This window comes from Pseudomonas sp. BN606, from assembly GCF_029873115.1.
Classification (GTDB): domain Bacteria; phylum Pseudomonadota; class Gammaproteobacteria; order Pseudomonadales; family Pseudomonadaceae; genus Metapseudomonas.
The window spans coordinates 1-24,539 of the sequence record NZ_SSOF01000079.1 but is presented as its reverse complement, the minus strand read 5'-3'; the positions used below and the strand labels follow the sequence as shown (position 1 = coordinate 24,539).

Here is a 24,539-nt window from a genome sequence, read left to right as displayed (position 1 = left end):
GCGGAGGCGGGTATCAGTTCAGGCTGTTCTTGATGCGCTCGCCGAGAATGAAAGCCTTGCCCAGGTCGGGGGCGACCACCACCGGTAGCAGCGAGTAACTGTCTTGCGGATAGTTGCCGCCGCCGCCGGCGCCATACTGAATGACCAGCATCACCTGATAGCGACCGTTTACGCCTTCCTCTTTGAGATCCGAGCCATCGGGTGCCTTGGCTATCCATGCAGTGATGGGGATTTTCGGATCGCCGTGGGGCTGAAACGCACTCGCCATATCGCCGTCATGAATCTCGACAACCGGCTCCCCGTTGCCCTCGTATTCGTAGGTGCCCTTGATGGGGGCCGGCAGACTGGGGCTCACGCTGTAATCCACACCATTGACCGTTTTAGTGAGCAGGCCATTGGCCTGAGCCGGGGCAGCAGGCGTCGCGGCCGGCGCCGGGTCGTCGGTGCTTGCGGGCGCCGGTGGGCTGGCGGCGTTCTCTCGCTCGACCTGGGCCAGTATCTCGGCGGCCTGGGCATTCACTTCTTCCTCGATGCCCATCTCCTGGATCATGGCTGTGTGCTGGGCCATCAAGGCGGCCACCTGGACGTCTTGTGCTGCGCTGTCCGTGCTGTCGGCAACAGCTGAACTGGCCTGGGTTTCGGCCGATACCGAAGGCGCGGATTTGACGGCGGTTGTAGCGGCGGTCAGGGCTGAATGAACTTGATCTGCGGAGGGGGTCGATTGCCCTGTGCTGGTCGCTGTCGGGGGCGGGGCAGCGTGTTCAGCGGTGGGCTGCTGCGCGGCAGGTGCCGGCGGGGTCGTTTGGGCAGTCGACTGCGTGGGGGCGTTCTCCTGCGGATAGGGCGTGGAGAACAGGACTTTCGTCACCTTGCCCTCTGCGCTCGCTTCGACGATCTCATGCACATAGGCGCCATCGGGGGACTGACGGATGCGGTAGGGCGCGACACCGAGAAACAGCACGGAACCATCGGCTTCGAGGGTGCCCTCCCATTCGACGCCGTTCAGGTTGCTGATCAATTGTCCCGCGCGGGCGCCGCGGCGAACGGTGCGGCTGAACAGCACGTCGCCGGCGGAGCTTCGCGCCGTCTCGCGGATTTCCTGGCCAGGCGTGCTCCAGGAAAGCTCGTAGCCAGGTACGTCCTGCTGTTGAGGCGTGTAGCGATGCCCCACGAGTGAGGCGTACGCGCCCCACACGGCGGGGTCTGCGTTGAACTGGATACTGAAGTCCGCCGGAGGCACCGCTTGCGTGAAGTTGGATTGGGGCGGCAGGGGCGCACAACCCGCCAGCAGGCTGACCACGAGCGAGAGGGCAAGGCCGGATGCAGCACGGGCCGGTAGGAAGGCCCGTAGCGATGTCGTGGTTTTCATTGTTGTTATTTCGCTCCTGTCCATCATCGGGGGTGCTCCACGCTACCCGAGTGTTTTTACCGGAAGCCTCGATGGATGGACAGGGGCAGTTCAGGGCGCAGCAAGCGCCCCTTCATCAGTCTTGCAGAGGCGATTCAGTCCTGGCCGAGATGGGCTGCGAAACCGCTCTGGCTCGGGGCGAGATCGGGGCGCAGGGTGAGGGCGGGTATTTCGTAATCGCCGGCGTTCTGTTTGCGGTAGGGGATGGGAGTCGTCTGCCAGAGCGTGTCCAGGCGCTCACCCAGTTCCTCGCGCACGGCGGCGAAGCGGGCTTCGTCCATGCGGCTGGTGCGGTAGACCAGGTAGGGCGGCAGTACATCAAAGCCAGGGTAGTGGAGGATTCCATGCTGGATGGGGAACAGCAGGTCATCAATGGGGCCGTTGATCCCGCGTGAACTGTAGTGGGAGTCCCAACCGCCGGTGGTGACGATCAGCATGGCGCGCTTGCCGGCCAGATTACCCTCGCCATAGCGATTGCCCCAACGGCTGTCGGAGTGCTCGCCCACGCCGTAGGCGAAACCATAGGCGTAGACGCGTTCGACCCAGCCCTTGAGGATCGCCGGCATGGTGAACCACCACATCGGAAACTGCAGGATCAGCGCATCGGCCCAGCGCAGTTTTTCCTGCTCACGGGCGATGTCGTCGCTCTGCCGGCCATTGGCGAACGCCTGCCGGGAGTCCCCGGACGGGGAGAACGGCACGCCCGGCTGGTAGTCGAGGTGATCATCGGCATCCAGCGTGGCCTTCCAGCCCATTGCATAGAGGTCGCTGACCTGCACCCGGTGGCCAGCGGCTTCGAGGCGTTGCACGGCGAAATCCCGAAGGGCGCCGTTGAGGGAGCGAGGTTCAGGGTGGGCGAATACGATCAGGACATTCATGGGGAAAACCTCCAGTGCGGGATGGGCGCAGGATGGTGCTCTGCCAGGTATATTGGAAATGAATATCCAGTATTCCAGGTATTGCAATGAATAATCTCAGGCGGCTGGACCTCAACCTGCTGGTGACCCTCGACGTGCTGCTGGCCGAGCACAACGTGACCCGCGCGGCGGAGCGGCTGAACTTCTCCCAGCCTTCGGTGAGCGTGCATCTGGCCAAACTGCGTGAGGTCTTCGACGATCCGCTGCTGCTGCCCGGGCCACGTGGAATGCGCCCGACGGCGCGCGCCGAGGAATTGCGCGAGCCCTTGCGGCAGGCGCTGGAGTCCTTGGAACGGGCGGTGGCACCGGCCACTGCCTTCGACCCGGCCGAGGCTCAGCAGACCTGGCGTGTGGCGGCCACCGACTACGGTGAGTCGTCCATCTTGCTGCCGGCCCTGGCCGGGCTACGGGCGCGGGCACCGGGTACCCGGCTGGCCGTGGTGGAAATGGCGCCGACGCGCATCGCTCGGCAGGCGGAGCAAGGGGAAATCGACCTGGCCTTCCATACGGTCGAAGGCTCGCCGCACAACCTGCGACGCCGCACACTGTTTGCCGAACGCTATGTGCTGGCGGGTCGTATCGACCATCCGGGGCTAAAGCGACGACCGACGTTGAAACAGTTCTGCGCCCTGGAGCAGGTGATCGTCTCGCCTGATGGTGGCGGCTTCCATGGCATCACCGACGAGACCTTGGCGGAGCATGGGCTGGAGCGGAGGGTGGTGCTGTCGGTGCCGCATTTTCTCTTCCTGCGCTCTGTGCTGGAGAGCACCGACCTGGTGGCCATGCTGCCCGAGCGTCTGGTGCGGGGCAGCACCGCCCTGCAGGTAGTGGAGGCCCCCCTGGAAGTACCGGGCTACGAGATGGCCATGTTGTGGCACGAACGCTCCCATCGCGACCCGGCGCACCAGTGGTTGCGGGAGCAGATCGTTCAGGCGGTTTGAAACTTGTAGGAGCGAGCTTGCCCGCGAACCTTCTGAGCCGACCTTTCGCGAGCAAGCTCGCTCCTACACAAAGTGCAGTTATGCAATTCATTGAAGGCAGAAACGACGACGGGAGCCCTTGGGCTCCCGTCGAGGTGAATCATCAATGCGGCTGGTTCAGGGTCAGACGCATGTGGCGGTTCACATCCTTGTACAGCAGGTAGCGGAAGCGACCAGGGCCACCGGAGTAGCAGGCCTGCGGGCAGAAGGCGCGCAGCCACATGAAGTCGCCGGCTTCGACTTCGACCCAGTCCTGGTTCAGGCGATACACCGCCTTGCCTTCCAGCACGTACAGGCCGTGTTCCATCACGTGGGTTTCGGCGAAGGGGATCACGCCGCCCGGCTCGAAATTGACGATGTTGACGTGCATGTCATGGCGCATGTCGGCCATGTCGACGAAGCGGGTGGTGCTCCAGCGGCCTTCGGTATCCGGCATCACCTTCGGCTCGATGTCCTGCTCGTTGGTGACGAAGGCTTCCGGCAGCGGTACGCCATCGACTCTCTGGTAGTGCTTGCGAATCCAGTGGAAGCGAGTGTGCTGGCCGCTAGTGTTGCGCAGTTTCCAGTCGGCACCCGGCGGGATGAAGGCATAGCCGCCCGGTTGCATGGTGTGGACCTGGCCCTGCAGGGTCAGGCTCAGCTCGCCTTCCACGATGAACAGCACCGCTTCGGCGTTGATGTCCTGCTCAGGCTTGTCGCTGCCGCCGTTGGGGGCGAGTTCGACGATGTACTGGGAGAAGGTTTCGGCGAAACCGGACAGCGGGCGGGCGATGACCCACATGCGCATGTTGTCCCAGAAGGGCAGGTGGCTGGTGACGATGTCACGCATCACGCCTTTGGGGATAACGGCATAGGCTTCGGTGAACATCGCGCGATCGGTAAGCAGCTCGGTCTGTGCCGGGTGCCCGCCGTGCGGCGCGTAGTAGCTGGATTTGGACATGGGGCATTTCCTCATTGTTGTCTTGCTGCCTGGCGCGCATGGCGCCGAGGTGACAATTCGTGCAGATCGGTGCGCTCCGGGGAGGGTGCGACCGTCGCTGAAAACCACGATATCCAGTGGCGTGTTCATGCACAAATTAAATGTTGGAATCCGCCGTATTCATATTTCGAATGTGAATTCGGCCGCCGCTCAGCCTCGAGTGTCCTGGGCCAGGACCCGAGTCAGCACGCGGGCGAGCTCCTGCACCATCGGGTCCGCCGCAGGACGATGGAGCAGGGCGACTTCGAACACATCCACCGATGGCAACCCAGTGTTCTTCGGCACTACGGCATGGCCTGCCGTCACCGCGCGCAGTGGCAGCAGGCCGATGCCCATGCCGTCGGCGATGGCCGACTGGATGCCGGAGAGGCTCGAGCTGGTGAAGCTGATGTGCCAGCGCCGGCCCACGGATTCCAGGGCGCTGATCATCTCGTCGCGGTATACCCCGCGCGGCGGGAAGGTGACGATCGGCAGCGGGTCGAGGTCGATGCAGGGGTTGTTGGCGCTGTCCACCCAGCGCGTTTTCTCCGGCCAGCAGGCCACCGCCTCGCGGCTGTTCTGGCGCTGCTTGAGGAGCACCAGGTCCAGCTCACCACGGTCGTAGCTGGCGCTGAGATCACGGCTGAGACCGCTGGTGACCTCCAGCTTCACCTGCGGGTAGCGCCGGTTGAAGGCGGCCAATTGCTCGGTGGTACGCCCGGTGGCGAAGTCGTCCGGCACGCCGATGCGCACCGTCAGTGCAACCGTGGCGCCGGACAGCGCCTCGGCCATTTCGTCGTTGAGAGCCAGCAGGCGCCGTGCATAACCCAGCAGGGTTTCCCCGGCATCGGTGGGCAGCACATCTCGGTTGCCGCGTTCCAGCAAGCGATGCCCGGCCATTTCTTCCAGGCGGCGAATCTTCTGGCTGATGGTGGATTGGGTCGAATGCAGACGGGCGGCAGCGGTGGTGAAGCTGCCGCAGTCGGCCACCGTGACGATGGCCCTCAGCAGGTCGAGGTCGAACAGGCGGCTATTCGATTTTTCACTTTCGCTCATGGCGGTATCGGCTTTCTGAATGACGATTCCGCTTTTAGCAGCTCACCTTCGCCTGGGCAATCCACTTCGCGCAGAGTGCTCGGAGGCAGGTGAATGGGGCACGGTTTTAGGGGGAAACAGCGAAGGCCTGGGCACCTTGGTGCTCCAGGCCTTGGTTCCGGCAAGCTCAGCGGGATTCGATTCTGGTGAGCGAGTGGCCGGCGACGAAGATGGAGGCAGCGAGCAGTCCGATGTCCTTGAGGAGGAACTGGCCAGGCGCGACGCTGATGCCGGGGAAGCCGACGCTGGGCTCGATCACACCGGGGGTCGAGAACATGAAGCTCAGCGTGGTGAAGAACAATCCGGCGGAGAGGGCGCCGCCCACCAGCGAAAGCTTTGGCGACAGCAAGCGTCCCGCAATCAGCAAGCCGATGGACACTTCGAGGAACCCGAGCAGGGTGGAGAAGGTTCGCACGCTGAACACGTCATAGAGCCAGCCCAGTAGCGGGCTGTTGCTCACGAGTGGTACCAGTCCTTCTGCTTCGTATTGCGTGAACTTCATGCCACCGAACCAGAAGTAGATGACGGCGAGTGCGAAATAGATGCCGTAGATGCCGACCGCCGTGATGGAGGTCCCGAGCGAAAGATTGGTCGTTTGGGTGTGGTTTGCTTGGCTGGTGATATCGAGAGTTTTCATTGATCTGGCTTTCCGTAACTTGGCTAAGGGCGTCCCGGCGAATCTGATTGAGTGGCCATGGGACGAGGGTTCAACGTGCAACCTGCGTGAGAACAACCGAGTCGTTGTTCCGTGCCCCTCACGCCAGGGGCCATCAGTTTCCGATCACATTCGAGCCGTTGATGAGTCATCTCCTCCTGATCCCTCGCGGACTGCGTGGGGTGTGGAGATAGTGTTGCCGCCGGCGCTTGTCCTTTGGGTACAGAACGTACGAATTTCGATGCAGATCGTCTAAAGCCGCCCGTGATTTCCCCGCCTTCTGGTTGGAAGCCCCAAACCGGCAAAACCTCCTGGCGCAGTGCCCGGCCCTGGTCTTCGCTTTCCATCAATGGGACCGGCGGATCGGCCCCGTATTGAGAGGACCATTGTCATGAATGGGCAGGACAGCGAATTGCTGGAGCGGGTATTGACGGCCCATGGCGGGCGGGAGCGCTGGCGCGAATTCACCAGGGTGGATACCAGCATCGTGACCGGTGGATTGCTCTGGGGCATGAAGGGGCTCACCCAGGACAGCGAGCCGCGCCGCATGACCGTCTGGTTGCATGAGCAGAGAGCGTCGGTGATACCGTTCGGTGCGCCGAACCAGCGCACGGCGTATGTGCCGAGCCGGATCGCGATTGAAACCACCGATGGGCAGTTGCGGGCGGAGCGTCTCGATCCTCGGGCTTCGTTCCAGGACCACGGGGAAACGACAGTCTGGGACCCGCTTCACCGCGCCTACTTCAATGGCTATGCGCTGTGGAATTACCTGACCATGCCATTTCTCTTCACGCTTCCGGGGGTGAAGGTTGAAGAGGTCGCGCCCTGGGATGAGGGCGGCGAGCAATGGCGGCGCTTGCGGGTGCACTTCCCTGGGGGCGTCGCCACCCACTGCCCGCTACAGGACTTCTATTTCGGTGAAGACTTCCTGCTGCGTCGCCACGACTATCAAGTCGACGTGAGTGGCGCATTACCCGCCGCCCAGTACGTCCACGATTACATCGAGGCCCAGGGGCTGCGCATGCCCGGCAAGCGAAGGGCCTACCGTCGCGATGCGAACAACCGGGCCATCGAAGAGCAGCTGCTGGTCGCCATCGATATCAGCGAGTTGCGCTACTCATGAGAAGTCGATGCTCTGGTCCCAGGGGTCGCTGCTCTTGCCGCGTCTGTTGGTTTGCCGGCGGTCCTCCTCGAAGCGGATGGACTCGCGGCGCTCCCCCATCTTGCGTCGATCACCGCCTTGACGCGTTTCGATCTGGAACTTCGCCTTGCCCCTTGCGGACGGCGTTGGTTCCGATGGATCGATGGGTTTCAGGCTGAGCTTGTCGAGGTTCGGTTTTTCGTTCGTATTCATCGCTTCACTCCGGTGGATCGACAACAACCAGAGGTTAGATCGGGTACTGCCCCCACACTTGGGGGATGGAACGAACGGCCATAGATCGCAGGATGGGTGGAGCTGCTCAACGTGTCTCAGGTGGCGGCGAGGGGTTGCTCGTGGCCGTCTTCGGTGACGACCCGATTGCGTCCGGTGCGCTTGGCGGAATAGGTGCGTCGGTCCGCCACCTGCATCAGTTCGTCGAGCAATTCGCCGTCTTCGCCAAAGCTGGCAACGCCGGCGCTGAGGGTCATGGGCAGCGGCCGACCTTCCAGTTCCAAAGGCGTGGCAGCCAGGCGTTCGCACAGGCTGTGGGCGATGGTTGCGGCTTGCTCGGCGCTGGTGTTGGGCAGCAGCACGGCGAACTCCTCGCCGCCCAGGCGACAGAACAGGTCTCCGCTGCGCAACCGCCCTGACAAGAGTTGGGCGAAATGGCACAGGGCCTTGTCGCCTGCCTTGTGGCCATAGCGGTCGTTGATCAGCTTGAAGTGGTCGATATCCAGGAATACCAGCGCGAGCGGTGTGCGATTGCGCTTGGCGCGGTTGATTTCGCGTTCGAATACATCGGCCAATCTCATCCGGTTGGCCAGTCCGGTCAGACTGTCAGTGGTAGCCAACTCGGTCAGGCGCTGCTCATTGCGCAGGCGGCTGCGCTCGTAGATGTGTGAGAACAGCGTTACTGACAGGGCGGCCGCGCCGAGGTTGGCGAGGATCAGGATGTTGGTCACCTGGTTGTCCGAGGTGAAGCGCTGGCTGAAGGCGAACAGACCTATGCCGATGAACAGCAGCGACCCCCACAGGCCCAGGCGCAGGCCGAGCAACAGATAGAAGATGATCGGAATGGTCTGGATCCAGGCGAATACAGAGAAGGACGTGCGCGGCTGGAAAAGGATCACCATCATCAAGGTAAAGAACGGCACGAGGTAGATGATCGTCAGCGTGCGCAGATTCTCGCTGCGGTTGATGACCAGCAGGCAGTACAGCGAGATGAAGGAGTAGGAGAGCTCTAGCACGGCGAGTATCCAGTTCTCGCGCATGATGTTGATCGCCGAGAAGCACACGCCACCGAACAGGGTGAGCCAAAGCAACGCCTTGAGCACCAGGCGCCGGTGTTGATCGCTGTGATGATGGGAACTGGACATCGAGACGTTCCTTCTTGTGGTTTTGGCGATGCTGCAAGGTGGCAAGGGTATCGTCCCGGCAAGGCGCTGTGCAGTCGTGATTCCGTTCAGGCCCGGGGTCGCAATTTTTTCATCTGGCGGGGTACTGGCCGATGGCTAGACTCTTCAGGTACACGCCTCGTCCCCTGGCGTGCCGTCGTCACTACGACCGGGCCATACCGGGAGGAGGCGGGCGTGAAGAAACATTCATCAGCAGGCATCTCGCGGCGACATTTTCTCGGCGGCGGCGCGGTGCTGCTGGGAGGCGGGTTGCTGGCAAGGTCTGTCTTCGCCGAGCAGGGCTGCCCGGTGACCCAGGGCGATATTCTCGGCCCCTACTACCGCTTCGGTGCGCCGTTCCAATCGAAGCTGGCTGGGCCAGAGGAGCCAGGGGAGCGCCTGGTGGTGACTGGTACGGTGTTCAGCGCCGATTGCCGTACTCCCATCCCGAACGCGCTGGTGGAGGTCTGGCAGGCCAACGGTGCCGGCCTGTACGACACCGAGAAGCCCGGCAACTACACCGACAAGGGCAACTTCAAACTGCGCGGCATGCTCTATACCGACGCGCAGGGCAAGTACCGCATCGAGACCGTCATGCCCGGTCGCTACCCCGTGCCGCCAAACCTGCCGGGGTTGGAAAAATACGGCGGGATCATGCGGCCCGCACACATCCACTTCCGGATCATGGAATCGCTCCATGTACCGGTCACCCTGCAGCTTTACTTCAAGGGCGACCCCTTTATTGCCGGCGACCCCTGGGCCCACGATCGCTTCACCAACACCATCGAGCTGGAACAGGACGGCGAGCTGCGGCGTGGCGTGTTCGATATCGTGCTGGCGCGGGGCTTTGCGTGACTGATGACCTGGGGACGTCCCATCGACAGGCTCACCAACCGCCCCATGCCTTGATCTTGAGCGGGCCGATCATGTCGAACAGCAGATCCAGGTCTATCGTCACGCCCTGTCCGGCCATGAACTCGACGAGCCAGTTTTCAAACCGGCCATCCTCGTACAGTGCGTTCCAGTTGCCGATCCCCTTGTTGGTCATCAAGTCGAACAGACCTGCGTAGCCAGCCTTGTCCTTGATGGCGTCGGGACTGAAGTCGCACTCGCCGAGGAACGGGCTGAAAATGCCCTTCGCGAGCCTGGTTACCCGTTCCAGATTGCGTATTCCCCTGCTAAACGCCGCAGTGTTGGCGTCGTTCTCCTTCCGGAATAGCACCAGACCCGCGCCGAAGCCGAGTGGCCGGTCGTCGTCTCCGATGACCTTCAGAAAGGAACGGAAACCCAGGTAGCGGTACTTGGCAAAGTCGGATTCCTCCCCGGAACGGTCTGCGCCAATGGTTTCGCCGAAGATGCCGTGGTGGTTCAGACGTCCCCAGACCTCGTCGTAAGGGAAGTTGGAGTCGGGGCCCTCGGTGATGCCCATGTAGTCCTTGCAGAGCACTACGTTGTAGCGGGAGGTGGTGGAGCGTAGCCAGTCGGTCGTACCCGCACAGACGAAGCAGAGCCGCTTCCTGATGTTGGGCGTTCGCGGGTCGTACACGTGGTAGCGCCGACCCGGCAACGCATTTTCCCAAAACCCTTCCTCATAGCCGTCGACAGCCAGACGGACGCCAGGCATGTGGGGGGCCGTTCCCTGGGTAAGCTCGTTGATGAGGGTGTCGTAGTTGACGCCCTTGCCCATTTCCGGATCGACGAGGTAGAAGGCGTCGCACTTGTGCCAGAACAGCCAGAGCGAACAGCCAAGGTCATTGCCCGCCGCCAGATACAGCATCCGGCGTTCCACCCCGGAATAGACGCGAAGCAAGGTATTGCGGGCCACCGAGAGCCTTTGGGTCTCCATGGGTTCTCCTCCTTGAGTGACATCCATGCGGACTCGCTGAGCTGTCCGACGCTCTATCCGCGACTCGGAAGTGTAGTCACAGCTCGCGGACTCGGATGGGACCACTCATAGGATGGCGCGGGCGGCGTCCCGCTAGGGTAGAAGCCAAACCATCGTGATTTGGCTGATGGGTACCGCAGGCTCCACCCAACCTGCGTGCTGGTTCGATGAAGCGGTCGCGGGCTGTCACACAATTACGTACCGTGGCGCTCGAACTCGAGTAGTTTGACGCCGTTTATGAAATCGAGAGTTGAACCATGGATATCTTCGACCGTTTGAAAGCCGCCGCGACAGCCGACTGGAACAGCTATGTGGATCACGCATTCGTGCGTCAGATGGCAGCGGGGGCACTGCCACAAGCTGCGTTTCAGACGTATCTGGTGCAGGACTATCTGTTCCTGATCCAGTTCGCCCGGGCCTGGGCGCTGGCCGCATACAAGAGCCGTACCCCGGCGGACATTCGGGCGGCTCAGGCGGGGCTGGCGGCAATCCTCGACGAGACCGACCTGCATGTGCGGTTGTGCGCGCGGTGGGGCCTCTCGCAGAAAGACATCGAGTCGGCGCCGGAGCATCAGGCGACCGTGGCGTATACCCGTTTCGTGCTTGATTGTGGTGCTGCAGGAGACCTGCTGGAACTTCATGTGGCCCTGGCCCCCTGCGTGATCGGCTATGCCGAGATCGGCCGCAACCTGACGCCCGATGGCGTTGCGGCGCTGGGTGATCATCCCTATCGCGAGTGGATTGGCGAGTACGCAGGCGAGGCGTATCAGGGCGTGGCCGCAGCGGCACGCAAACACCTCGACGAACTCGCGGCGCGCAGCATGACGGAGCGGCGTTTCGAGGAGTTGGTGGAAGTGTTCGCCACTGCGTCGCGCCTGGAAGCGGACTTCTGGCAGATGGGCTTGGCGAGCGCAAAAGCCTGACCGTTGCACCAGGAGGCCCAACGACTTGTCATCGTTGGGCCTCGCTTCGCTCGGACCAACCTACGGTTTAGCCAATCACCAAAAGCAGGTGTCGGAGGAGGTCCGGGCAATCGCCCAGGTGCAGCCAGGCCTTGCCCTGACAGTGCAGCACTTGCAGCTGCCGCTCCTGCCACTGGATCACCTCGCGATAGGGGCGCTGGGCGTCGAAGCGTTCCTCTTCCCGCAAGCGTGGAATCATCTCGCGGGTGAGCCATTGGCGTATGCAGCGGTTTTCCGGGTGGTAGTCGAGGATCAGCACGGCGTAGACGCCGGACTCGCTGATCAATAGTTCCTGCTCGAAATCGCCATGGCTGTTGCGCATCCAGGCTCGTTGCAGCTCGTCCTTAGCCAGGTTGCGCGACACCCGTTCGGGCAGTGGCGAGTGGTTGATCAGCCGAGCGAAATCACTGCCGGCAAACCAGGGTTCCTCGTCCAGTAGTACGGCACGCAGTTGGCGCTTGTGGAGGCACATTCGGACATTTGATTAATTGGGCGTCATAAAAATGGCAATAAGTTTTTAATGTTATTGATTTCTCTATAACTAATTGATTTGTTTCCTGATATTGCTGAGTGGCACATTGCCAGACAGGCGGTCTGTCCCACGCCGGTAAAGCTGCTTTTACTGAATGATGAGACATCATTCGCTCAACAAGAAGCGAACATGCAGTGCTGAGATTTGGCGCAGGGGAGAGGATATTCAACTAACCGTGGCTAGGGCGGTAAGAGAGGGCGTGCGTTGAGGATGGGGTGATGGAACAACCAAATGCGAACCAGCAAACGGAGCAACAAGGGCAATTTCCCAGGACAGCAGAACAAGGGCGACACAGCCCGGCGAACTTTTCTCAAACTATCAGCGGCTGCCTTGGCGGCGCCATGGCTCCCGGCCAGTCAGTCTGGCCAGGCGGTCGAATGGGTGACCACGCCACAGCCGATCTTTCCGCCCAGCCCAGCGACCCGGCCCTGGATGGAGGAGCTGCCGCCGGTCATCGTGCCGGTGGCGCATACCGAGGCGTTCACTCCTGCGCCGACCATCGAGCCCAACACCGAGGCAGGCGAGGCAGGACGTGACGCGCATCAGCGTTACGAAGAGTTGACCGGTGTTCTAGGGGCTCCCGAGTTGTACGAGCTGCGCGTGGTACAGAACGCTGAATGGGTAACCCACCCCGATTTGCCCAAACAGAAAGTCTGGGCGTATCGGGGGAGCAATCCCGACGCCACCGTTCCCGCAACCATCTTCGCCACTTACGGGCATCCGGTGATATGCCGCATCTATAACGATCTGCCTCAAAATCATGTCGGCTTCGGTACGCCGGAGATTTCCACTCACCTGCACAATGGACACACGCCCTCGGAGAGCGATGGATTTCCGGGGGATTACTACAGCCGGTATGAGGCGGGGCCGACGCTGAGCAGGTCAGGTTCCAGGCAGGGGAGAGGGACGTTCAAGGATCATTTCTACCCCAACATCTACGCTGGGTACGATGAGTTGCAGAACGGTATCGGTGACTATCGAGAGGCGCTGGGAACGCTCTTCTACCATGACCACACCTTGGACTACACCGCCCCCAACGTGTATCGAGGGCTGATCGGCTTCTACCTGCTGTTCGATCATATCGACTCAGGCAATGAACGCGATCCAAGCCCCAGTGCCCTGAGACTTCCCAGCCACCCTTACGACTATCCATTGGCCTTCGGCGACCGTCGCTTCACGCCGATGCCTGACGGGCAGCTGTTCTACGACCAACTCCATGCCGAAGGCGTGTTGGGCGACAAGGTGGTGATCAACGGGAAGATCGAGCCGGTACTGCGGGTTGCGGCCCGCAAGTACCGGCTGCGCTTGCTCAACAGTGGCCCCAGCCGGTTCTACGACCTCTACCTGGTGAATTCGAGCAATGTCGTCCAGCGGTTCACCTATATCGCCAACGACGGCAACCTGCTGCCCGAAGCGCTGTTCAATTTCACTCATGTCAGGCTGGGGGTGGCCGAGCGGGCCGATATTGTTGTCGACTTTTCCCGGTACCCCATCGGCACCGAACTCTATCTGACCAACCGGCTTCGCCAGGACAGTACGCGAAAGCCCAGGGACTCCAGAGCGCCCGGCACCCGCGTGATGAAGTTCATCGTTGATCGCCACCCGCCCGAGCAGGACCTCAGCCAGGTACCCCGGTTCTTACGACCGCTACCGGATATCCCTTCACCCGAAGAATTGGAGAAGCTGCCTGTAAGGCGGTGGGAGTTTGATCGGCGCAATGGGCTGTGGCAGGTCAATCGGCAACTGGTAGACGTCAACCGTCCCAGGGCGCGGGTTCGCCAGGGGAGCGCGGAAATCTGGGAGTTCGCTAGCACGGGAGGTGGGTGGTCTCACCCGATTCACTCGCACTTAGAGGAAGGGATCATGCTCAAGAAGCTGGTCGATGGCGTCCAGGTGCCGATTCCCATACATGAGCGAGGTCGCAAGGATTCCTTCGTGCTCGATCAAACCATGACCATGGTCGTGCTGTTTCGCTTCCGGGATTTCAAGGGCAAGTACGTCATGCACTGCCACAACGTGATCCATGAGGACCACGCCATGATGGTCCGCTGGGACCTTGAAGACGACCAGGACGAAGAGCCAAATGCTTAGGAGTGTCGCCTCATGAACACGAGAAGAAATCTGCTGGTAAGCGCCGGGCTCCTGGGCGTGGTTGGCGTGGGAACAGCGCTCGGCTTGAGTGTTTCCAGTGGCGGGAGGACCGATCGCCCCAACCGTACCGCCAGCCAGCTGCCCAACGTGCTGCTCACTAATCAATACGGCAAGTCAGTGCGTTTCTACGATGACCTGATTCGCGGAAAGGTGGTGGCGATCAACATGATGTACACCTCCTGCGCCGGCATCTGCCCTACCGCCACCGCGAACCTGCTGCAGGTGCAGCGGCTTCTGGGCGCGCGTCTCGGACGACAGGTGCATCTGTACTCCATCACCCTGGCGCCCGAGCTGGATACACCACAAACCCTTCGGGAGTACGCCGCGCGACATGGTGTGGGGCCTGGCTGGTGGTTCCTGACGGGGGCGCCGGCAGACATCGAGCGGGTACGTTTCAGTCTGGGCTTCTACGACCCGGAGCCGGAAGTGGATCGGGACAAGAACTCGCACTCCGGCATGCTGCGCATCGGCAATGATCGCATTGAGCGCTGGACCATGGCGCCGGCACTGGGTTCGCCCGAGCAGATCCTGGGCACTATCGATCATGTGGATCCGGAGTTTTCCTATCGGCATCAGGCGCTGCAGAGTCCAGGCTCGAGGTTCTTTACCTAGGCAAAATGAGCTGGTGCGTCATCCGTCCCGGTCAAGCAATTCACGTGTTCAGATCGGAGAGTTTGAGGGTGGCGCGCCACAAGCCCGATCAATGCCAGAGGCTGCTGGCTGCCAGTGAGATCAGGCAGTTCGCTAACTCAGTTCAGCTGCCGCACCTACGCACGTGGACAAGCCCAGGTGACGCAGCAGCGACGGAAGGATATGCGCGGCGTCCGTTCCGACGCCGCGCAGGGTGGCGGACGCGAAGTTGCGCTGTCGAGGCAGTCCCACGAAGTACAGGCCGGGCACTTCAAGCGCCATGCCTTGGCGCTGGAGGATGTGGCCGTCCTGAGACAGCACCGGTAGTCCATCCAGAAACGGCACATTTGGACGGTAGCCCGTGGCGAAGATCAGGCTATCGATTGCTTCATGTTGTCCGTCTGCCCACGTCACCCCATCAGGAACAACGGCAGTGAACATCGGCTTCCGGTGTAACAAGCCCGTTCTCAAGGCCCTGCGGTAGGTGCCGTCATCCAGTACCGGCGTGCTCTGGTCGCTCAGCCAGCGGGTCTTCTCCAGGCCTGTCCACTTCAACCAGGCGTGGAAATCGATCCCCAGGAATCGCTGGGGGACGAAGCGGATTGCCTCGCGTGTCGCCAGCGTGGTGTTGGCTACCTGAGCCAGCTCGTAGGCAATCTGCACGGCCGAGTTTGCCGCGCCGATCACTACCACCCGCTGACCTCCCAGGGGCTCGGCTTTTCGATAGTCGGCGCTGTGCATCTGGCGGCCTTGAAAGCTGTCGAGCCCCGGTATGGCAGGGGTGTACGGGCGGCTGAATGCCCCTGAGGCAACGATGACGGCTTTCGCGCTGAAGCACTCATGCTCTGCTGACCTCACCTCGAATTCGTCTCCCAAGCGCTGCACCTGCCTCACCTCGGTGTTCTGTCGAATGGGCAGCTGGAACCGATTCGCATAGTGCTCCAGGTAGTGCACCACTTCGTCCCGGCTCGGGTAGCGCGTGGGGGTGCCAGGAAATGGCAGGCCAGGCAGAGACGAATAGGCCGCTGGCGAAAAGAGCTCCAGGCTGTCGTAGTAGTTGCGCCAGTTGCCGCCAGGGTGCTGCTGCTGATCGAGAATGAGGAACTTGAGTCCCCGCTGTTGCAGGTGCCATCCGCATGCCAATCCCGCCTGTCCTGCACCGATGACGATCACGTCCTGAGTTGAAATCTTTGTGTTCATGTATGCGTACTCATGCACCTATTGATGCAAATAGAAAGGCCTACGATCCACCAGGGCAGCACAGCGACGTAATGCCTCGGGTGTGTTGGAGGATGGTTTCCAGGCGAGTGACGATGGCCGGGCCGTCTACCTCGTAGAACACCTGCCGTCCGGCCTTAGTCGCCCGTACGATATTTGCGTCCAGAAGTACCTGGAGATGGCGGGATACCACCGAGCGTTCCTGGGGAAGGTCAGCGGCGATCTCGCTGACGTCTGCGCGGCCAAGTTGCATCACGCGCTTGAGCACGGCCACCCTGGAAGGTTCGCAGAGGGCTTTGAAGAAGGCGCCATCCAGCGACTCGATGGCTGCTTCGATGGCATGGGAGCGGGTGATAGTGGGCGTTTGCATGCCGAGAATATATGTGCACAACCATGCACATGTAAAGCTGTGACAGCTCATGAGAAGTGCGCATGGCTCCCACGCATTCCGTCCTGTAAGTCTTTACCGAATATTCGAAAAATCATATATTCGAAAAAACATATATGAACAGGGTATGGCCATGAGATCCAGGACCCGCGTGCTGTTCGTCTGTGTCGCTAACGCCGCCCGTGAAATCAACGAACGCATCAAGGTGTTCGTTCTGGTGAAAACCAAACGTTGAGAGCGCCATGACCGACCATCTGACCCCGACCACCGTTTTCAAATGCCTTGCCGACGAGACCCGAGTGCGCGTGATGCTGCTCATTACCCGCGAGGAAGAACTGTGTGTCTGCGAACTCACCTGTGCCCTGGATGAGAGCCAACCGAAGATTTCTCGTCACCTGGCCCAGCTCCGCACCTGTGGGTTGCTGGCGGATCGCCGCCAGGGCCAGTGGGTGTACTACCGCCTTCATCCCAATTTGCCCGATTGGGTGCATCGCGTGCTTACCACGGTGCTGGACGCCAACAGGCAATGGCTGAGCCCTGACTCGGAGCGCCTGGAAGGCATGGGCGACCGCCCCGAACGCGTTGCTGCTTGTTGCTGAGGATTAGATCCATGACCGACGACCACATACCGAACCTCGATGCCGACCTGGTTGACCTGCCGACCCTGGACAAGCTAGGCAGCACGCTGTCGGCCACACATAAGCCGCGCATCCTGCTGCTCTACGGATCGACCCGCGAGCGCTCCTTCAGCCGCCTGTTGACGGAGGAGGCCGCGCGCCTGCTCCAGCACTTCGGCGCCGAGACACGCATCTTCGACCCGTCCGGGCTGCCGCTGCCCGATGACGTGCCGGACAGCCACCCCAAGGTGCAGGAGTTGCGTGAACTCGTGCTCTGGTCGGAGGGGCAGGTGTGGTGCTCGCCAGAGCGCCACGGTTCGATGAGCGCGGTGTTCAAGGCACAGATCGACTGGATTCCGCTGGCCATGGGCGCGGTGCGTCCGACCCAGGGCAAGACCCTGGCGGTGATGCAGGTCTGCGGCGGCTCGCAGTCGTTCAACGTGGTAAACCAGCTGCGCGTGCTGGGTCGCTGGATGCGCATGTTCACCATCCCCAACCAGTCCTCGGTGCCCAAGGCCTACCTGGAGTTCGATGAGGCGGGGAGGATGAAGCCGTCCTCTTTCTACGACCGTGTGGTGGACGTCATGGAGGAGCTGGTGAAGTTCACCCTCTTGCTGCGTGAGCGCTCGGACTACCTGGTCGACCGCTACTCCGAGCGCAAGGAGTCGGCTGAAGAGCTGTCCAAACGCGTCAACCAACGTTCCATCTGATCCAGCATTCATACGAGAGCACGAGCATGAGCATCAAAGTCGGTATCAACGGTTTCGGTCGTATCGGTCGCCTGGCGCTGCGGGCGGCCTGGGACTGGCCGGAGTTTGAGTTCGTCCGCATCAATGACGTTGCGGGCGACGCCGCCACCCATGCCCATTTGATCAACTTCGACTCGGTACATGGTCGCTGGCAGCGCGAAGCCAGCGCCGAGGGCGACGGTGTGATGATCGACGGCAAGCGCATCCAGGTCACTGCCAACAAGGCCATCTCCGACACCGATTGGTCCGACTGCGATCTGGTGATCGAGGCCAGTGGCAAGATGAAGACCGTCGCTGTGCTCCAGGCTTACCTGGATCAGGGCGTGAAGCGCGTAGTAGTGTGCGCGCCGGTGAAGGAGCAAGGCGCGCTGAATGTGGTCATGGGTGTCAACCAGCATCTGTTCGACCCGGCGCAGCATCGCATCGTCACCGCCGCGTCCTGCACCACCAACTGCCTGGCCCCGGTGGTCAAGGTGATCCACGGGAACCTCGGTATCCGTCACGGCTCGATCACCACCATCCACGATCTGACCAACACCCAGAGCATTCTCGACCAGCCACACAAGGATCTGCGCCGCGCCCGTGCTTCGGGGATGAGCCTGATCCCCACCACGACGGGTTCGGCCACCGCCATCGCTGAAATCTTCCCCGAGCTGCGTGGTCGCCTGAATGGTCACGCAGTACGTGTACCGCTGGCCAACGCATCCTTGACCGATTGTGTATTCGAAGTGGAGCGGGCGACTTCGGTGGAGGAGGTCAACCAACTGCTCAAGGCGGCTGCCGAGCATGAGCTGAAGGGCATCCTCGGCTACGAGGAACGTCCGCTGGTATCCATCGATTACCGCACCGACCCGCGTTCCTCGATCATCGACGCGCTATCGACCATGGTGGTCAACGGCACTCAGGTGAAGCTCTATGCCTGGTATGACAACGAATGGGGCTACGCCAACCGGGCCGTTGAACTGGCGAAGTTGGTTGGTCTGGCAGGTTAAGAGGGAGCAAACGGTGATCATGAAGGTGCTGTCAGGCCTCTCCACTGAAGTCCGCCAGTACCTGCTGGTGACCGGCAACTACTGGGCATTCACCCTCACCGATGGCGCGCTGCGCATGTTGGTGGTGCTGCACTTCCACACGCTGGGCTACACGCCACTCCAGATCGCCGCGCTGTTCTTGTTCTACGAGATCTTCGGCGTCATCACCAACCTGGTGGGTGGCTACCTGGGTGCCCGCCTGGGCCTTAACCGCACCATGAACATCGGCCTCGGCATGCAGGTCATCGCGCTGCTGATGCTCGCGGTGCCGCCGGTCTGGCTCACCATCCCCTGGGTGATGGGCGCCCAGGCGTTGTCGGGTATTGCCAAGGACCTCAACAAGATGAGCGCCAAGAGCACGATCAGGCTCCTGGTGCCGGACAGCCAGCAGGGCACGTTGTACAGGTGGGTGGCGATCCTCACCGGCTCGAAGAATGCCCTGAAGGGCGTGGGGTTCTTCCTTGGCGGGGCGCTGTTGGCCCTGTTGGGGTTCGCGGGGGCGGTACTGGCCATGGCGACGGTGCTGGCGCTGATCTGGCTCGGTAGCCTGGTCATGCTGAAAAGGGACCTGGGCAAGGCCAAGGCCAAGCCGAAGTTTCGCGACATCCTCTCCAAGAGCCGGGCGATCAACATTCTCTCGGCCGCGCGGCTGTTCCTGTTCGGTGCCCGCGATGTCTGGTTCGTGGTGGCACTGCCGGTCTACCTGAGTACGGTATTCGGCTGGGACTTCTGGCTGGTCGGTGGCTTCCTTGCCGCCTGGATCATCGGCTATGGCATCGTCCAGTCGCTCGCCCCGGCGATCACTGGCAAGCAGCATGGTCACGTGCCGGATGGCCGCGCTGCCTTTGTCTGGGCCAGCATGCTGGCAGCGATGCCGGCAGCCATCGCCATCGGCCTTTCGGCAGGCTGGTCAGCGCAGCCGGTGCTGCTTGGCGGCCTGATGCTGTTTGGGGTGCTGTTCGCGGTGAACTCCTCGCTGCACAGCTATCTGATCGTCTCCTACGCCAAGGAGGATGGTGTGTCGCTGGACGTGGGCTTCTACTACATGTCCAACGCCCTCGGTCGTTTGCTGGGCACGCTGCTTTCCGGCTGGATCTTCCAGGCCTATGGGCTGGAGGCCTGTCTGTGGGTATCTACAGCCTTTGTGCTGCTGGCTGCCCTGATTTCCATCGGCCTGCCCAGGCATGCTGAGGTCATGGATCCATCAGCCTGAGGAGTTCTTGGCGTCGCATTAGGCGGGCGACGCCGATTGAATGCCTCGCCAGTCGCTTCGATTAGCGGAAAGTGTGGTCTGTTTCGGAACTGGTGGGCAGGTAGTCAAAGAGTGATGGAGTGCCGTTGTTCCGGCAGGCATCTCCGGTCTCTGCGAGCAGTCCGCTCCTGCCCCTGGATCACTTCGCGATAGGGTCGCTGGGCGTGGAAGCGTTCCTCTTCCCGCAGGCGAGGAATCACCTCGCGGGTGAGCCATTGGCGGATGCAGCGATTCTTCCCGGTGGTAGAAGAGGATCAGCACGGTGTACACGCCGGACTCGCTGATCAGCAACTCCTGCTCGAAGTCGCCATGGCTATTGCGCATCCAGACGCGCTGCAATTGATCTTCATCCAGGTTGCGAGACACCCGCTCGGGCAACGGCGCGTGGTTGATCAGTCGGGCCAGATCGCTAGCGGAAAACCAGGGTTCTTCATCCAGCAGCACGGCTCGTAGCTGGCGCTTGTGACGGATGAAGGTGGCGGGCAGGAGGACTTCGGCGTCCGGGGGAGGGGCGGGGTGAAACTGGGGAAACTCGGGCATATCCATTACCTCTGTGTGAGCAGCTTTCTTAAGGCTGTTGGCGTCGGGAGTTAAGAAACCCACACAGAGGCCGGGCGTATTCCCCTTACGGGTCTTGTATTAGCCCACTCCCGACAGAGCAGAGGTTTTGTGCGGGTGCGAGTATGCCGCGAGCACAAAAAAGCCGCTGAGCTTTCGGGAGCGGTTGGTCCGCTGTAAGCGTTTCTTAGGCGCCGGGGACAGAGGCTATGGACAGGGTGGGGAAGCGGCAATGCAGTTGGGGTGTGGGATTTGGCTGAGTGGAGTTGGAGAAGTGTGACCCTGCAAGGGTGGATGACGCTCTTTTCATCCACCAATGCGCCGGGCTTCATCCCCCCGTTCACTCCCTCCAACGCCCGCCCTCGGCGTCCGATTCATGCCCTGCCCAATCCGCCGGATAAATCCCGTCTTTCACCGCGCGATCGAAACTCGAAAACGGCCAATCCTGCGCATGCCGCACATGGCCATGCTTCACCGGGTTGAAGTGGATGCAATCGAAGTGCCGTTGGTCATTGAGGTCGTCGCGGATCAGGTGTTCCCAATAGCGCCGCTGCCAGATGCCGCGTTCCCCACGCTTTTGTTGGGTATCGGTGCGAGGTTCGGCGTTGGTCAGGCGTTTGGGGAAGGCGAACTTGATGGCTTTCCAGCGTTCGGCATAGGCCCGATCGCCGGGAGGTAAGTGAATCGCCCTGGGGGGATGATCATGCGTAACTCGGTGATTCTGATCGACCAGGTGCAGATCGAGATTTCGCAGGGCCGTGACCCGTGGAATGCGGTGCTGGATGCTGCCATCTGCCGGGCCCGCCCGGTGATGCTGACGGCGCTGGCTACCGTGCTGGCAATGATCCCGCTGACGCGCAGCGTGTTCTGGGGGCCGATGGCGATTGCGATCATGGGCGGCCTCACCGTGGCGACATTGCTGACAATCTTCTTTGTCCCAGCGCTGTATGCCGCCTGGTTCAAAGTGCGCCGCCATGCGGGTGCCGGTGACCAGCAGATGACGGCCGATGCCGCGCTCAATTCCTGAGTGACGGCGCGGCGGCATTACGCCTCAACCTCCGCGACAAAGGCTGATCGGGTGTGATCAGCCTTTGTCGCCTCGAGGCCGGGGCTTGGCCGTGACATTGCTGAGTTGCGTTCGACTGGCAGCCAGCCAATTGCGGATTCCACCGATGGATGCAACGGATTGGCTAAAGCATTCAGCGGGGCTTTGCGTCGACCAATTGAATCCACAGCCGAAAGCTGCCAGTCCCGAATGTCAGCTACCGGCCGATTCTGTTGAAAAAGTGGGTGTCGTCCAGGCTCGCTCACGCAAAGCCGAAAATCGCACGATTGACGTGTCGCTACGCAAAAACTGGGGAAGTTCAGTGCCGGAATTTGGCTCAGATTTCAACGTAAGGAGCCTACTTTCTCGGGCAAAAATTAAGGTTGGACTTTTCCAACAGAATTGGCCAAAAGCGGACATGGCATAAGGCAGGCTGCTCCGGTTATCAGCGCACACGCGCTCATCCTAGCCCCTCCTAGCCCTCCAGATCACCGTTGCGTATGGCAAAGCTGATGGCCTGGGCCGTTGTTGCAACGCCAAGACGGCGACGCGCCGAACGCAAATGGTTTTCCACCGTACGCTCCGACAGACCGAGCGTTGCGGCAATATCCGCCTGACGTTTTCCTGCAGCAATCCACGCTAGGACTTCGCGCTCACGCTCGGAAAGTTTTCTGTATACCTCGCCCACTGGCGACTCCAGCAACCGGCGAGCGGAGAAAAACGCAGCCGTGGCCACGATGCTCAGCGCTAGGCGAACTCGATGAGTCGCATCCACCCGCTCTCCGCCAAGGCTCATGGCACCTTCAAGCCCCAGTGGACCGAATACAGGTATTTGCAACCCATGAATGCCGGGGCCCACCGGAGTGCGAACCACCCGGTAAAGCTCGCCACCGTTGCCCTTCACCTTGCTCCAGTAAAAGGGCTCACGGGCCTCAAGGATATGGCGCGTTACCGGACAACGCCGGACATAGGTCTGTGCGTCGACCGTAGCCTGGTCATCGAACCAGTTACCCTCGACCCAGTAGATGCGTTCGACCACTTCGTCTCGTGCCGATGTAGCGGAAAACAGGACGAAGCGGTCGTAACCAAACGGCATGGCAGAGGCGCGGACTGACTCCTGGATCACCGAAAGCGTTTGAGCACTCTCGATCGCAAGGGCGGCTCGAAATGCCGCCTCGGCCATGTCCTGAGTCACCCCGCTGCGACCTCTTTCAGCAACGCGGCGGCCGCCAGCTTACCCAGAGCGTTGCCCGCGAGCGGGCTGTCGCCGGTGAGCAGTTTCCGGTCCTGGTGGGTTGCACCCGAGATGTCCTTGTTGATGATCTCAAGACCCAGCGCCTTCAGTTCCTCCCCGAATTTCCAAGTCAGATGGCCGGGCATGTAACCGATGTCAGGGGTCTTCGCGTCCAGATCATCGGGAAACGCGCAGATCTTGTAGCCGTTGTAGATGCAGGTGTCCCGGCTTTCACCGATGCCTGCTGCGAGCAGAGCCGCAGGGCCATGACAAAGGGAGATCACGAACTTGTCGTTTGCCGAAGCCCATTGAAGGACCTTTTTCACATCTTCGCTCCTGGGCAGACCGATCAAGGCCCCGTGTCCGCCAGGAATGAACACGCCGATATAGTCGGAGTCTTCGCCCAGCTTCTGCTCGATCACATCAGCCAGTTTGAGCGGGGTCTTGAACTGGTCGCGATACTTGGCGTACTGCCCTTTCACCTCGGCGTCTTCGGAGGGCATGGCCCAGAACTCGAATTTGACCGGGTTTCCGGACAGGGTCGCGATGTCGAAGGCAAACCCGGCTTTATCCATATGGTACATGGGCAGCAATGTCTCTACGGGGTGGTTTCCCGTCGAAAACTGGGTGCCGTTGTCCGTCAGCAAATAGCGCTCATCGGCCCCGATCATCAAGACCTTCCAACGCCCTCCGCGATAGGGGGTCGGATAGTCGGCTCCACTGAGGTCGGATTTGGATGACGTGAACTGGCTGAGAGAGTACGGCGAAGGGAAAAAAGCATTGTCCTCGGCCGGGTCAGGGGTCGGGCGCTTGTCGTCAGTCGGTACGGTAGTCATGATTCTTCTCCGTCGATCGGGTCGATTACCGAGAGCAATGCTAGAAAGGTGCAACACCGCCAGACAATGAGGGATTTCCCTCAACGCCTACGCTGAGCACGCGAGGCGGATGCCAATCTGAAGTTCAATCAGTAAGACTAGTCGCTCAGCCTAAAGTCCTTCAGGCTGATAGGTCTCTCGATGACGTGAAGGCTAGGCCTCCCCAAACAGTCGGGGGCAGACCGCGACAATGAGGCTGCTGAGGGGCAATTGCTTCCGCTGCTGAGAGGCAGCTCCCGGCCGATTCTGTTGAAAAAGGCGGTTCTGCGGCAGCCAGCCGGCGAGGTGTGCCAGCGTTCGAAGCGGCTACCAGCCACTCCAAGTTGCCTTTCGGCGTTTCACTGAGCCACCGGGCTCAGGTTTGCGGGTTAATTCGAGGGTTTCTGCTCGCAGTAGGCGTACCTATCCCGTGAGCGGTGGCCCTTGAGGCAAAAGCTTTGCCATGCGTCGCAGGTTTTGCACCGTCGCGGCCAAGGTGAACTCGTCAGTCGCACCCGTCAGGCCACGCAGCCGTATGTGGTCGAGTTTCATGATCCGTTTGAGGTGGGCAAAGAGCATCTCCACCTTCTTGCGCTCGCAGCGGGAGCGGAGTTATTCCGGCGTCTTGGCGATGCGTCGCGCTACGTCGCGGGCAGCTTCATGGATGCTGCGCACGACCTTGCGGATCAGCGTATTGGGACAGCACTTGGCTTTCAGTGGGCAGGTGGCGCAGTCGGCTCGGCTGGAGTGGTAGATGATGGTGTTGGCCTTGGTCACCCGCGATCTCTGTTGGGTGAAGGTGCGCCATTCACTGCGTAGCGGTTTGCCGGTTGGGCAGCGGTATTCATTGGCCTCCTGATTCCAGTGAAAGTCGTTGCTGGAGAG

The 24,539-nt window shown here is 61.3% G+C and carries 26 protein-coding genes and 2 pseudogenes; 13 read left to right on the top strand and 15 right to left on the bottom strand.

What is annotated here, in order from left to right; translation table 11 throughout:
• Window positions 1–13: 13 nt before the first annotated feature.
• Together E8E75_RS21285 and E8E75_RS21280 are read right to left on the bottom strand one after the other, a co-directional pair.
• Window positions 14–1,396 carry a hypothetical protein gene (locus tag E8E75_RS21285; RefSeq protein WP_153917836.1) on the bottom strand — a complete coding sequence of 461 codons (1,383 nt, stop codon included), beginning with the start codon at window positions 1,394–1,396 and terminating at the stop codon, window positions 14–16.
• 107 nt (window positions 1,397–1,503) lie between these two features.
• Window positions 1,504–2,286, bottom strand: coding sequence for an NAD(P)H-dependent oxidoreductase (locus E8E75_RS21280; protein ID WP_153917838.1), 783 nt, complete (start codon window positions 2,284–2,286; stop codon window positions 1,504–1,506).
• An 86-nt stretch (window positions 2,287–2,372) separates the two neighbouring features.
• Here E8E75_RS21280 and E8E75_RS21275 point away from each other — a divergent pair, with 86 nt between their 5' ends.
• The gene (locus E8E75_RS21275; protein ID WP_120652087.1) at window positions 2,373–3,266 is read left to right on the top strand and encodes a LysR family transcriptional regulator; all 894 of its coding nucleotides are present in this window, start codon (window positions 2,373–2,375) and stop codon (window positions 3,264–3,266) included.
• 142 nt (window positions 3,267–3,408) lie between these two features.
• On the opposite strand, the gene E8E75_RS21270 is transcribed toward E8E75_RS21275, so the two are convergent.
• The 3 genes from E8E75_RS21270 to E8E75_RS21260 all read right to left on the bottom strand — a co-directional run bounded on the left by E8E75_RS21270 (window position 3,409) and on the right by E8E75_RS21260 (window position 5,995).
• Window positions 3,409–4,245 (bottom strand): bifunctional allantoicase/(S)-ureidoglycine aminohydrolase, encoded by an 837-nt coding sequence (locus tag E8E75_RS21270; protein WP_120652085.1) that lies wholly within the window; start codon window positions 4,243–4,245, stop codon window positions 3,409–3,411.
• Window positions 4,246–4,434: 189 nt separating this feature from the next.
• Window positions 4,435–5,319, bottom strand: coding sequence for a LysR family transcriptional regulator (locus E8E75_RS21265; RefSeq protein ID WP_120652081.1), 885 nt, complete (start codon window positions 5,317–5,319; stop codon window positions 4,435–4,437).
• Between the two features lie 166 nt (window positions 5,320–5,485).
• Window positions 5,486–5,995 (bottom strand): DUF417 family protein, encoded by a 510-nt coding sequence (locus E8E75_RS21260; protein WP_120652080.1) that lies wholly within the window; start codon window positions 5,993–5,995, stop codon window positions 5,486–5,488.
• 409 nt (window positions 5,996–6,404) lie between these two features.
• On the opposite strand from E8E75_RS21260, the gene E8E75_RS21255 reads away from it, so the two are divergent.
• Window positions 6,405–7,136 carry a hypothetical protein gene (locus tag E8E75_RS21255; RefSeq protein ID WP_153917840.1) on the top strand — a complete coding sequence of 244 codons (732 nt, stop codon included), beginning with the start codon at window positions 6,405–6,407 and terminating at the stop codon, window positions 7,134–7,136.
• Here the strand turns inward: E8E75_RS21255 and E8E75_RS21250 are convergent.
• Complete coding sequence (locus tag E8E75_RS21250; protein ID WP_153917842.1) at window positions 7,131–7,367, bottom strand: hypothetical protein; 237 nt, start codon at window positions 7,365–7,367, stop codon at window positions 7,131–7,133. The two genes, E8E75_RS21255 and E8E75_RS21250, sit on opposite strands and share 6 nt — an antisense overlap.
• A 116-nt stretch (window positions 7,368–7,483) precedes the next feature.
• Entirely contained in the window at window positions 7,484–8,530 is a 1,047-nt protein-coding gene (locus tag E8E75_RS21245) for a GGDEF domain-containing protein (RefSeq protein ID WP_153917844.1), read from the bottom strand.
• Window positions 8,531–8,743: 213 nt separating this feature from the next.
• On the opposite strand from E8E75_RS21245, the gene E8E75_RS21240 reads away from it, so the two are divergent.
• Window positions 8,744–9,403 carry a twin-arginine translocation pathway signal protein gene (locus E8E75_RS21240; protein ID WP_120652073.1) on the top strand — a complete coding sequence of 220 codons (660 nt, stop codon included), beginning with the start codon at window positions 8,744–8,746 and terminating at the stop codon, window positions 9,401–9,403.
• 31 nt (window positions 9,404–9,434) lie between these two features.
• Here the strand turns inward: E8E75_RS21240 and E8E75_RS21235 are convergent, their stop codons facing one another.
• Window positions 9,435–10,394: a hypothetical protein gene (locus E8E75_RS21235; RefSeq protein ID WP_120652071.1), complete on the bottom strand. Its 960-nt coding sequence runs from the start codon at window positions 10,392–10,394 to the stop codon at window positions 9,435–9,437.
• Window positions 10,395–10,690: 296 nt separating this feature from the next.
• On the opposite strand from E8E75_RS21235, the gene tenA reads away from it, so the two are divergent.
• Window positions 10,691–11,356: a thiaminase II gene (gene tenA, locus E8E75_RS21230; RefSeq protein WP_120652069.1), complete on the top strand. Its 666-nt coding sequence runs from the start codon at window positions 10,691–10,693 to the stop codon at window positions 11,354–11,356.
• A gap of 67 nt (window positions 11,357–11,423) precedes the next feature.
• Here tenA and E8E75_RS21225 read toward each other — a convergent pair whose 3' ends face one another.
• The gene (locus tag E8E75_RS21225) at window positions 11,424–11,867 is read right to left on the bottom strand and encodes a BRO family protein (RefSeq protein ID WP_153917846.1); all 444 of its coding nucleotides are present in this window, start codon (window positions 11,865–11,867) and stop codon (window positions 11,424–11,426) included.
• A 291-nt stretch (window positions 11,868–12,158) separates the two neighbouring features.
• On the opposite strand from E8E75_RS21225, the gene E8E75_RS21220 reads away from it, so the two are divergent.
• Together E8E75_RS21220 and E8E75_RS21215 are read left to right on the top strand one after the other, a co-directional pair.
• Complete coding sequence (locus E8E75_RS21220; RefSeq protein WP_153917848.1) at window positions 12,159–14,018, top strand: multicopper oxidase domain-containing protein; 1,860 nt, start codon at window positions 12,159–12,161, stop codon at window positions 14,016–14,018.
• Between the two features lie 12 nt (window positions 14,019–14,030).
• The gene (locus tag E8E75_RS21215; protein ID WP_120652066.1) at window positions 14,031–14,690 is read left to right on the top strand and encodes an SCO family protein; all 660 of its coding nucleotides are present in this window, start codon (window positions 14,031–14,033) and stop codon (window positions 14,688–14,690) included.
• Between the two features lie 132 nt (window positions 14,691–14,822).
• On the opposite strand, the gene E8E75_RS21210 is transcribed toward E8E75_RS21215, so the two are convergent.
• Window positions 14,823–15,908, bottom strand: a complete 1,086-nt coding sequence (locus E8E75_RS21210) for an NAD(P)/FAD-dependent oxidoreductase (protein ID WP_120652064.1) — start codon at window positions 15,906–15,908, stop codon at window positions 14,823–14,825.
• 40 nt (window positions 15,909–15,948) lie between these two features.
• Complete coding sequence (locus tag E8E75_RS21205; protein WP_153917850.1) at window positions 15,949–16,296, bottom strand: metalloregulator ArsR/SmtB family transcription factor; 348 nt, start codon at window positions 16,294–16,296, stop codon at window positions 15,949–15,951.
• A gap of 260 nt (window positions 16,297–16,556) precedes the next feature.
• Here E8E75_RS21205 and E8E75_RS21200 point away from each other — a divergent pair, with 260 nt between their 5' ends.
• The 4 genes from E8E75_RS21200 to arsJ are packed head-to-tail and all read left to right on the top strand — an operon-like array spanning window position 16,557 to window position 19,924.
• The gene (locus E8E75_RS21200) at window positions 16,557–16,913 is read left to right on the top strand and encodes a metalloregulator ArsR/SmtB family transcription factor (RefSeq protein WP_120652060.1); all 357 of its coding nucleotides are present in this window, start codon (window positions 16,557–16,559) and stop codon (window positions 16,911–16,913) included.
• Window positions 16,914–16,924: 11 nt separating this feature from the next.
• Window positions 16,925–17,641: an arsenical resistance protein ArsH gene (arsH, locus tag E8E75_RS21195; protein WP_153917852.1), complete on the top strand. Its 717-nt coding sequence runs from the start codon at window positions 16,925–16,927 to the stop codon at window positions 17,639–17,641.
• A gap of 26 nt (window positions 17,642–17,667) precedes the next feature.
• Window positions 17,668–18,672, top strand: a complete 1,005-nt coding sequence (locus E8E75_RS21190) for an ArsJ-associated glyceraldehyde-3-phosphate dehydrogenase (protein ID WP_153917854.1) — start codon at window positions 17,668–17,670, stop codon at window positions 18,670–18,672.
• 19 nt (window positions 18,673–18,691) lie between these two features.
• Window positions 18,692–19,924 carry an organoarsenical effux MFS transporter ArsJ gene (gene arsJ / locus E8E75_RS21185; protein WP_153917856.1) on the top strand — a complete coding sequence of 411 codons (1,233 nt, stop codon included), beginning with the start codon at window positions 18,692–18,694 and terminating at the stop codon, window positions 19,922–19,924.
• An 18-nt stretch (window positions 19,925–19,942) separates the two neighbouring features.
• Here the strand turns inward: arsJ and E8E75_RS21180 are convergent, their stop codons facing one another.
• Window positions 19,943–20,503 carry a Bro-N domain-containing protein gene (locus E8E75_RS21180; RefSeq protein WP_256672703.1) on the bottom strand — a complete coding sequence of 187 codons (561 nt, stop codon included), beginning with the start codon at window positions 20,501–20,503 and terminating at the stop codon, window positions 19,943–19,945.
• 394 nt (window positions 20,504–20,897) lie between these two features.
• Between E8E75_RS21180 and E8E75_RS21175 the strand changes: the two genes are divergently transcribed.
• The 3 genes and pseudogenes from E8E75_RS21175 to E8E75_RS21165 all read left to right on the top strand — a co-directional run bounded on the left by E8E75_RS21175 (window position 20,898) and on the right by E8E75_RS21165 (window position 21,993).
• On the top strand, window positions 20,898–21,200 hold the full coding sequence (locus tag E8E75_RS21175; protein WP_153917858.1) for a hypothetical protein: 303 nt from the start codon (window positions 20,898–20,900) through the stop codon (window positions 21,198–21,200).
• A 12-nt stretch (window positions 21,201–21,212) separates the two neighbouring features.
• Window positions 21,213–21,548, top strand: a pseudogene (locus tag E8E75_RS21170) (efflux RND transporter permease subunit); the annotation flags it as partial.
• A 145-nt stretch (window positions 21,549–21,693) separates the two neighbouring features.
• Window positions 21,694–21,993, top strand: a complete 300-nt coding sequence (locus E8E75_RS21165; RefSeq protein WP_153917860.1) for a hypothetical protein — start codon at window positions 21,694–21,696, stop codon at window positions 21,991–21,993.
• Between the two features lie 48 nt (window positions 21,994–22,041).
• Here the strand turns inward: E8E75_RS21165 and E8E75_RS21160 are convergent, their stop codons facing one another.
• The 3 genes and pseudogenes from E8E75_RS21160 to E8E75_RS21150 all read right to left on the bottom strand — a co-directional run.
• A complete protein-coding gene (locus E8E75_RS21160; RefSeq protein ID WP_120652053.1) occupies window positions 22,042–22,761 on the bottom strand; it encodes a PA1136 family autoinducer-binding transcriptional regulator in 720 nt (239 codons plus the stop codon).
• A complete protein-coding gene (hchA, locus tag E8E75_RS21155) occupies window positions 22,758–23,636 on the bottom strand; it encodes a glyoxalase III HchA (RefSeq protein ID WP_153917862.1) in 879 nt (292 codons plus the stop codon). The genes E8E75_RS21160 and hchA overlap by 4 nt, the downstream gene beginning before the upstream one ends.
• A gap of 441 nt (window positions 23,637–24,077) precedes the next feature.
• Window positions 24,078–24,539: pseudogene (locus E8E75_RS21150) on the bottom strand (transposase); the annotation flags it as partial.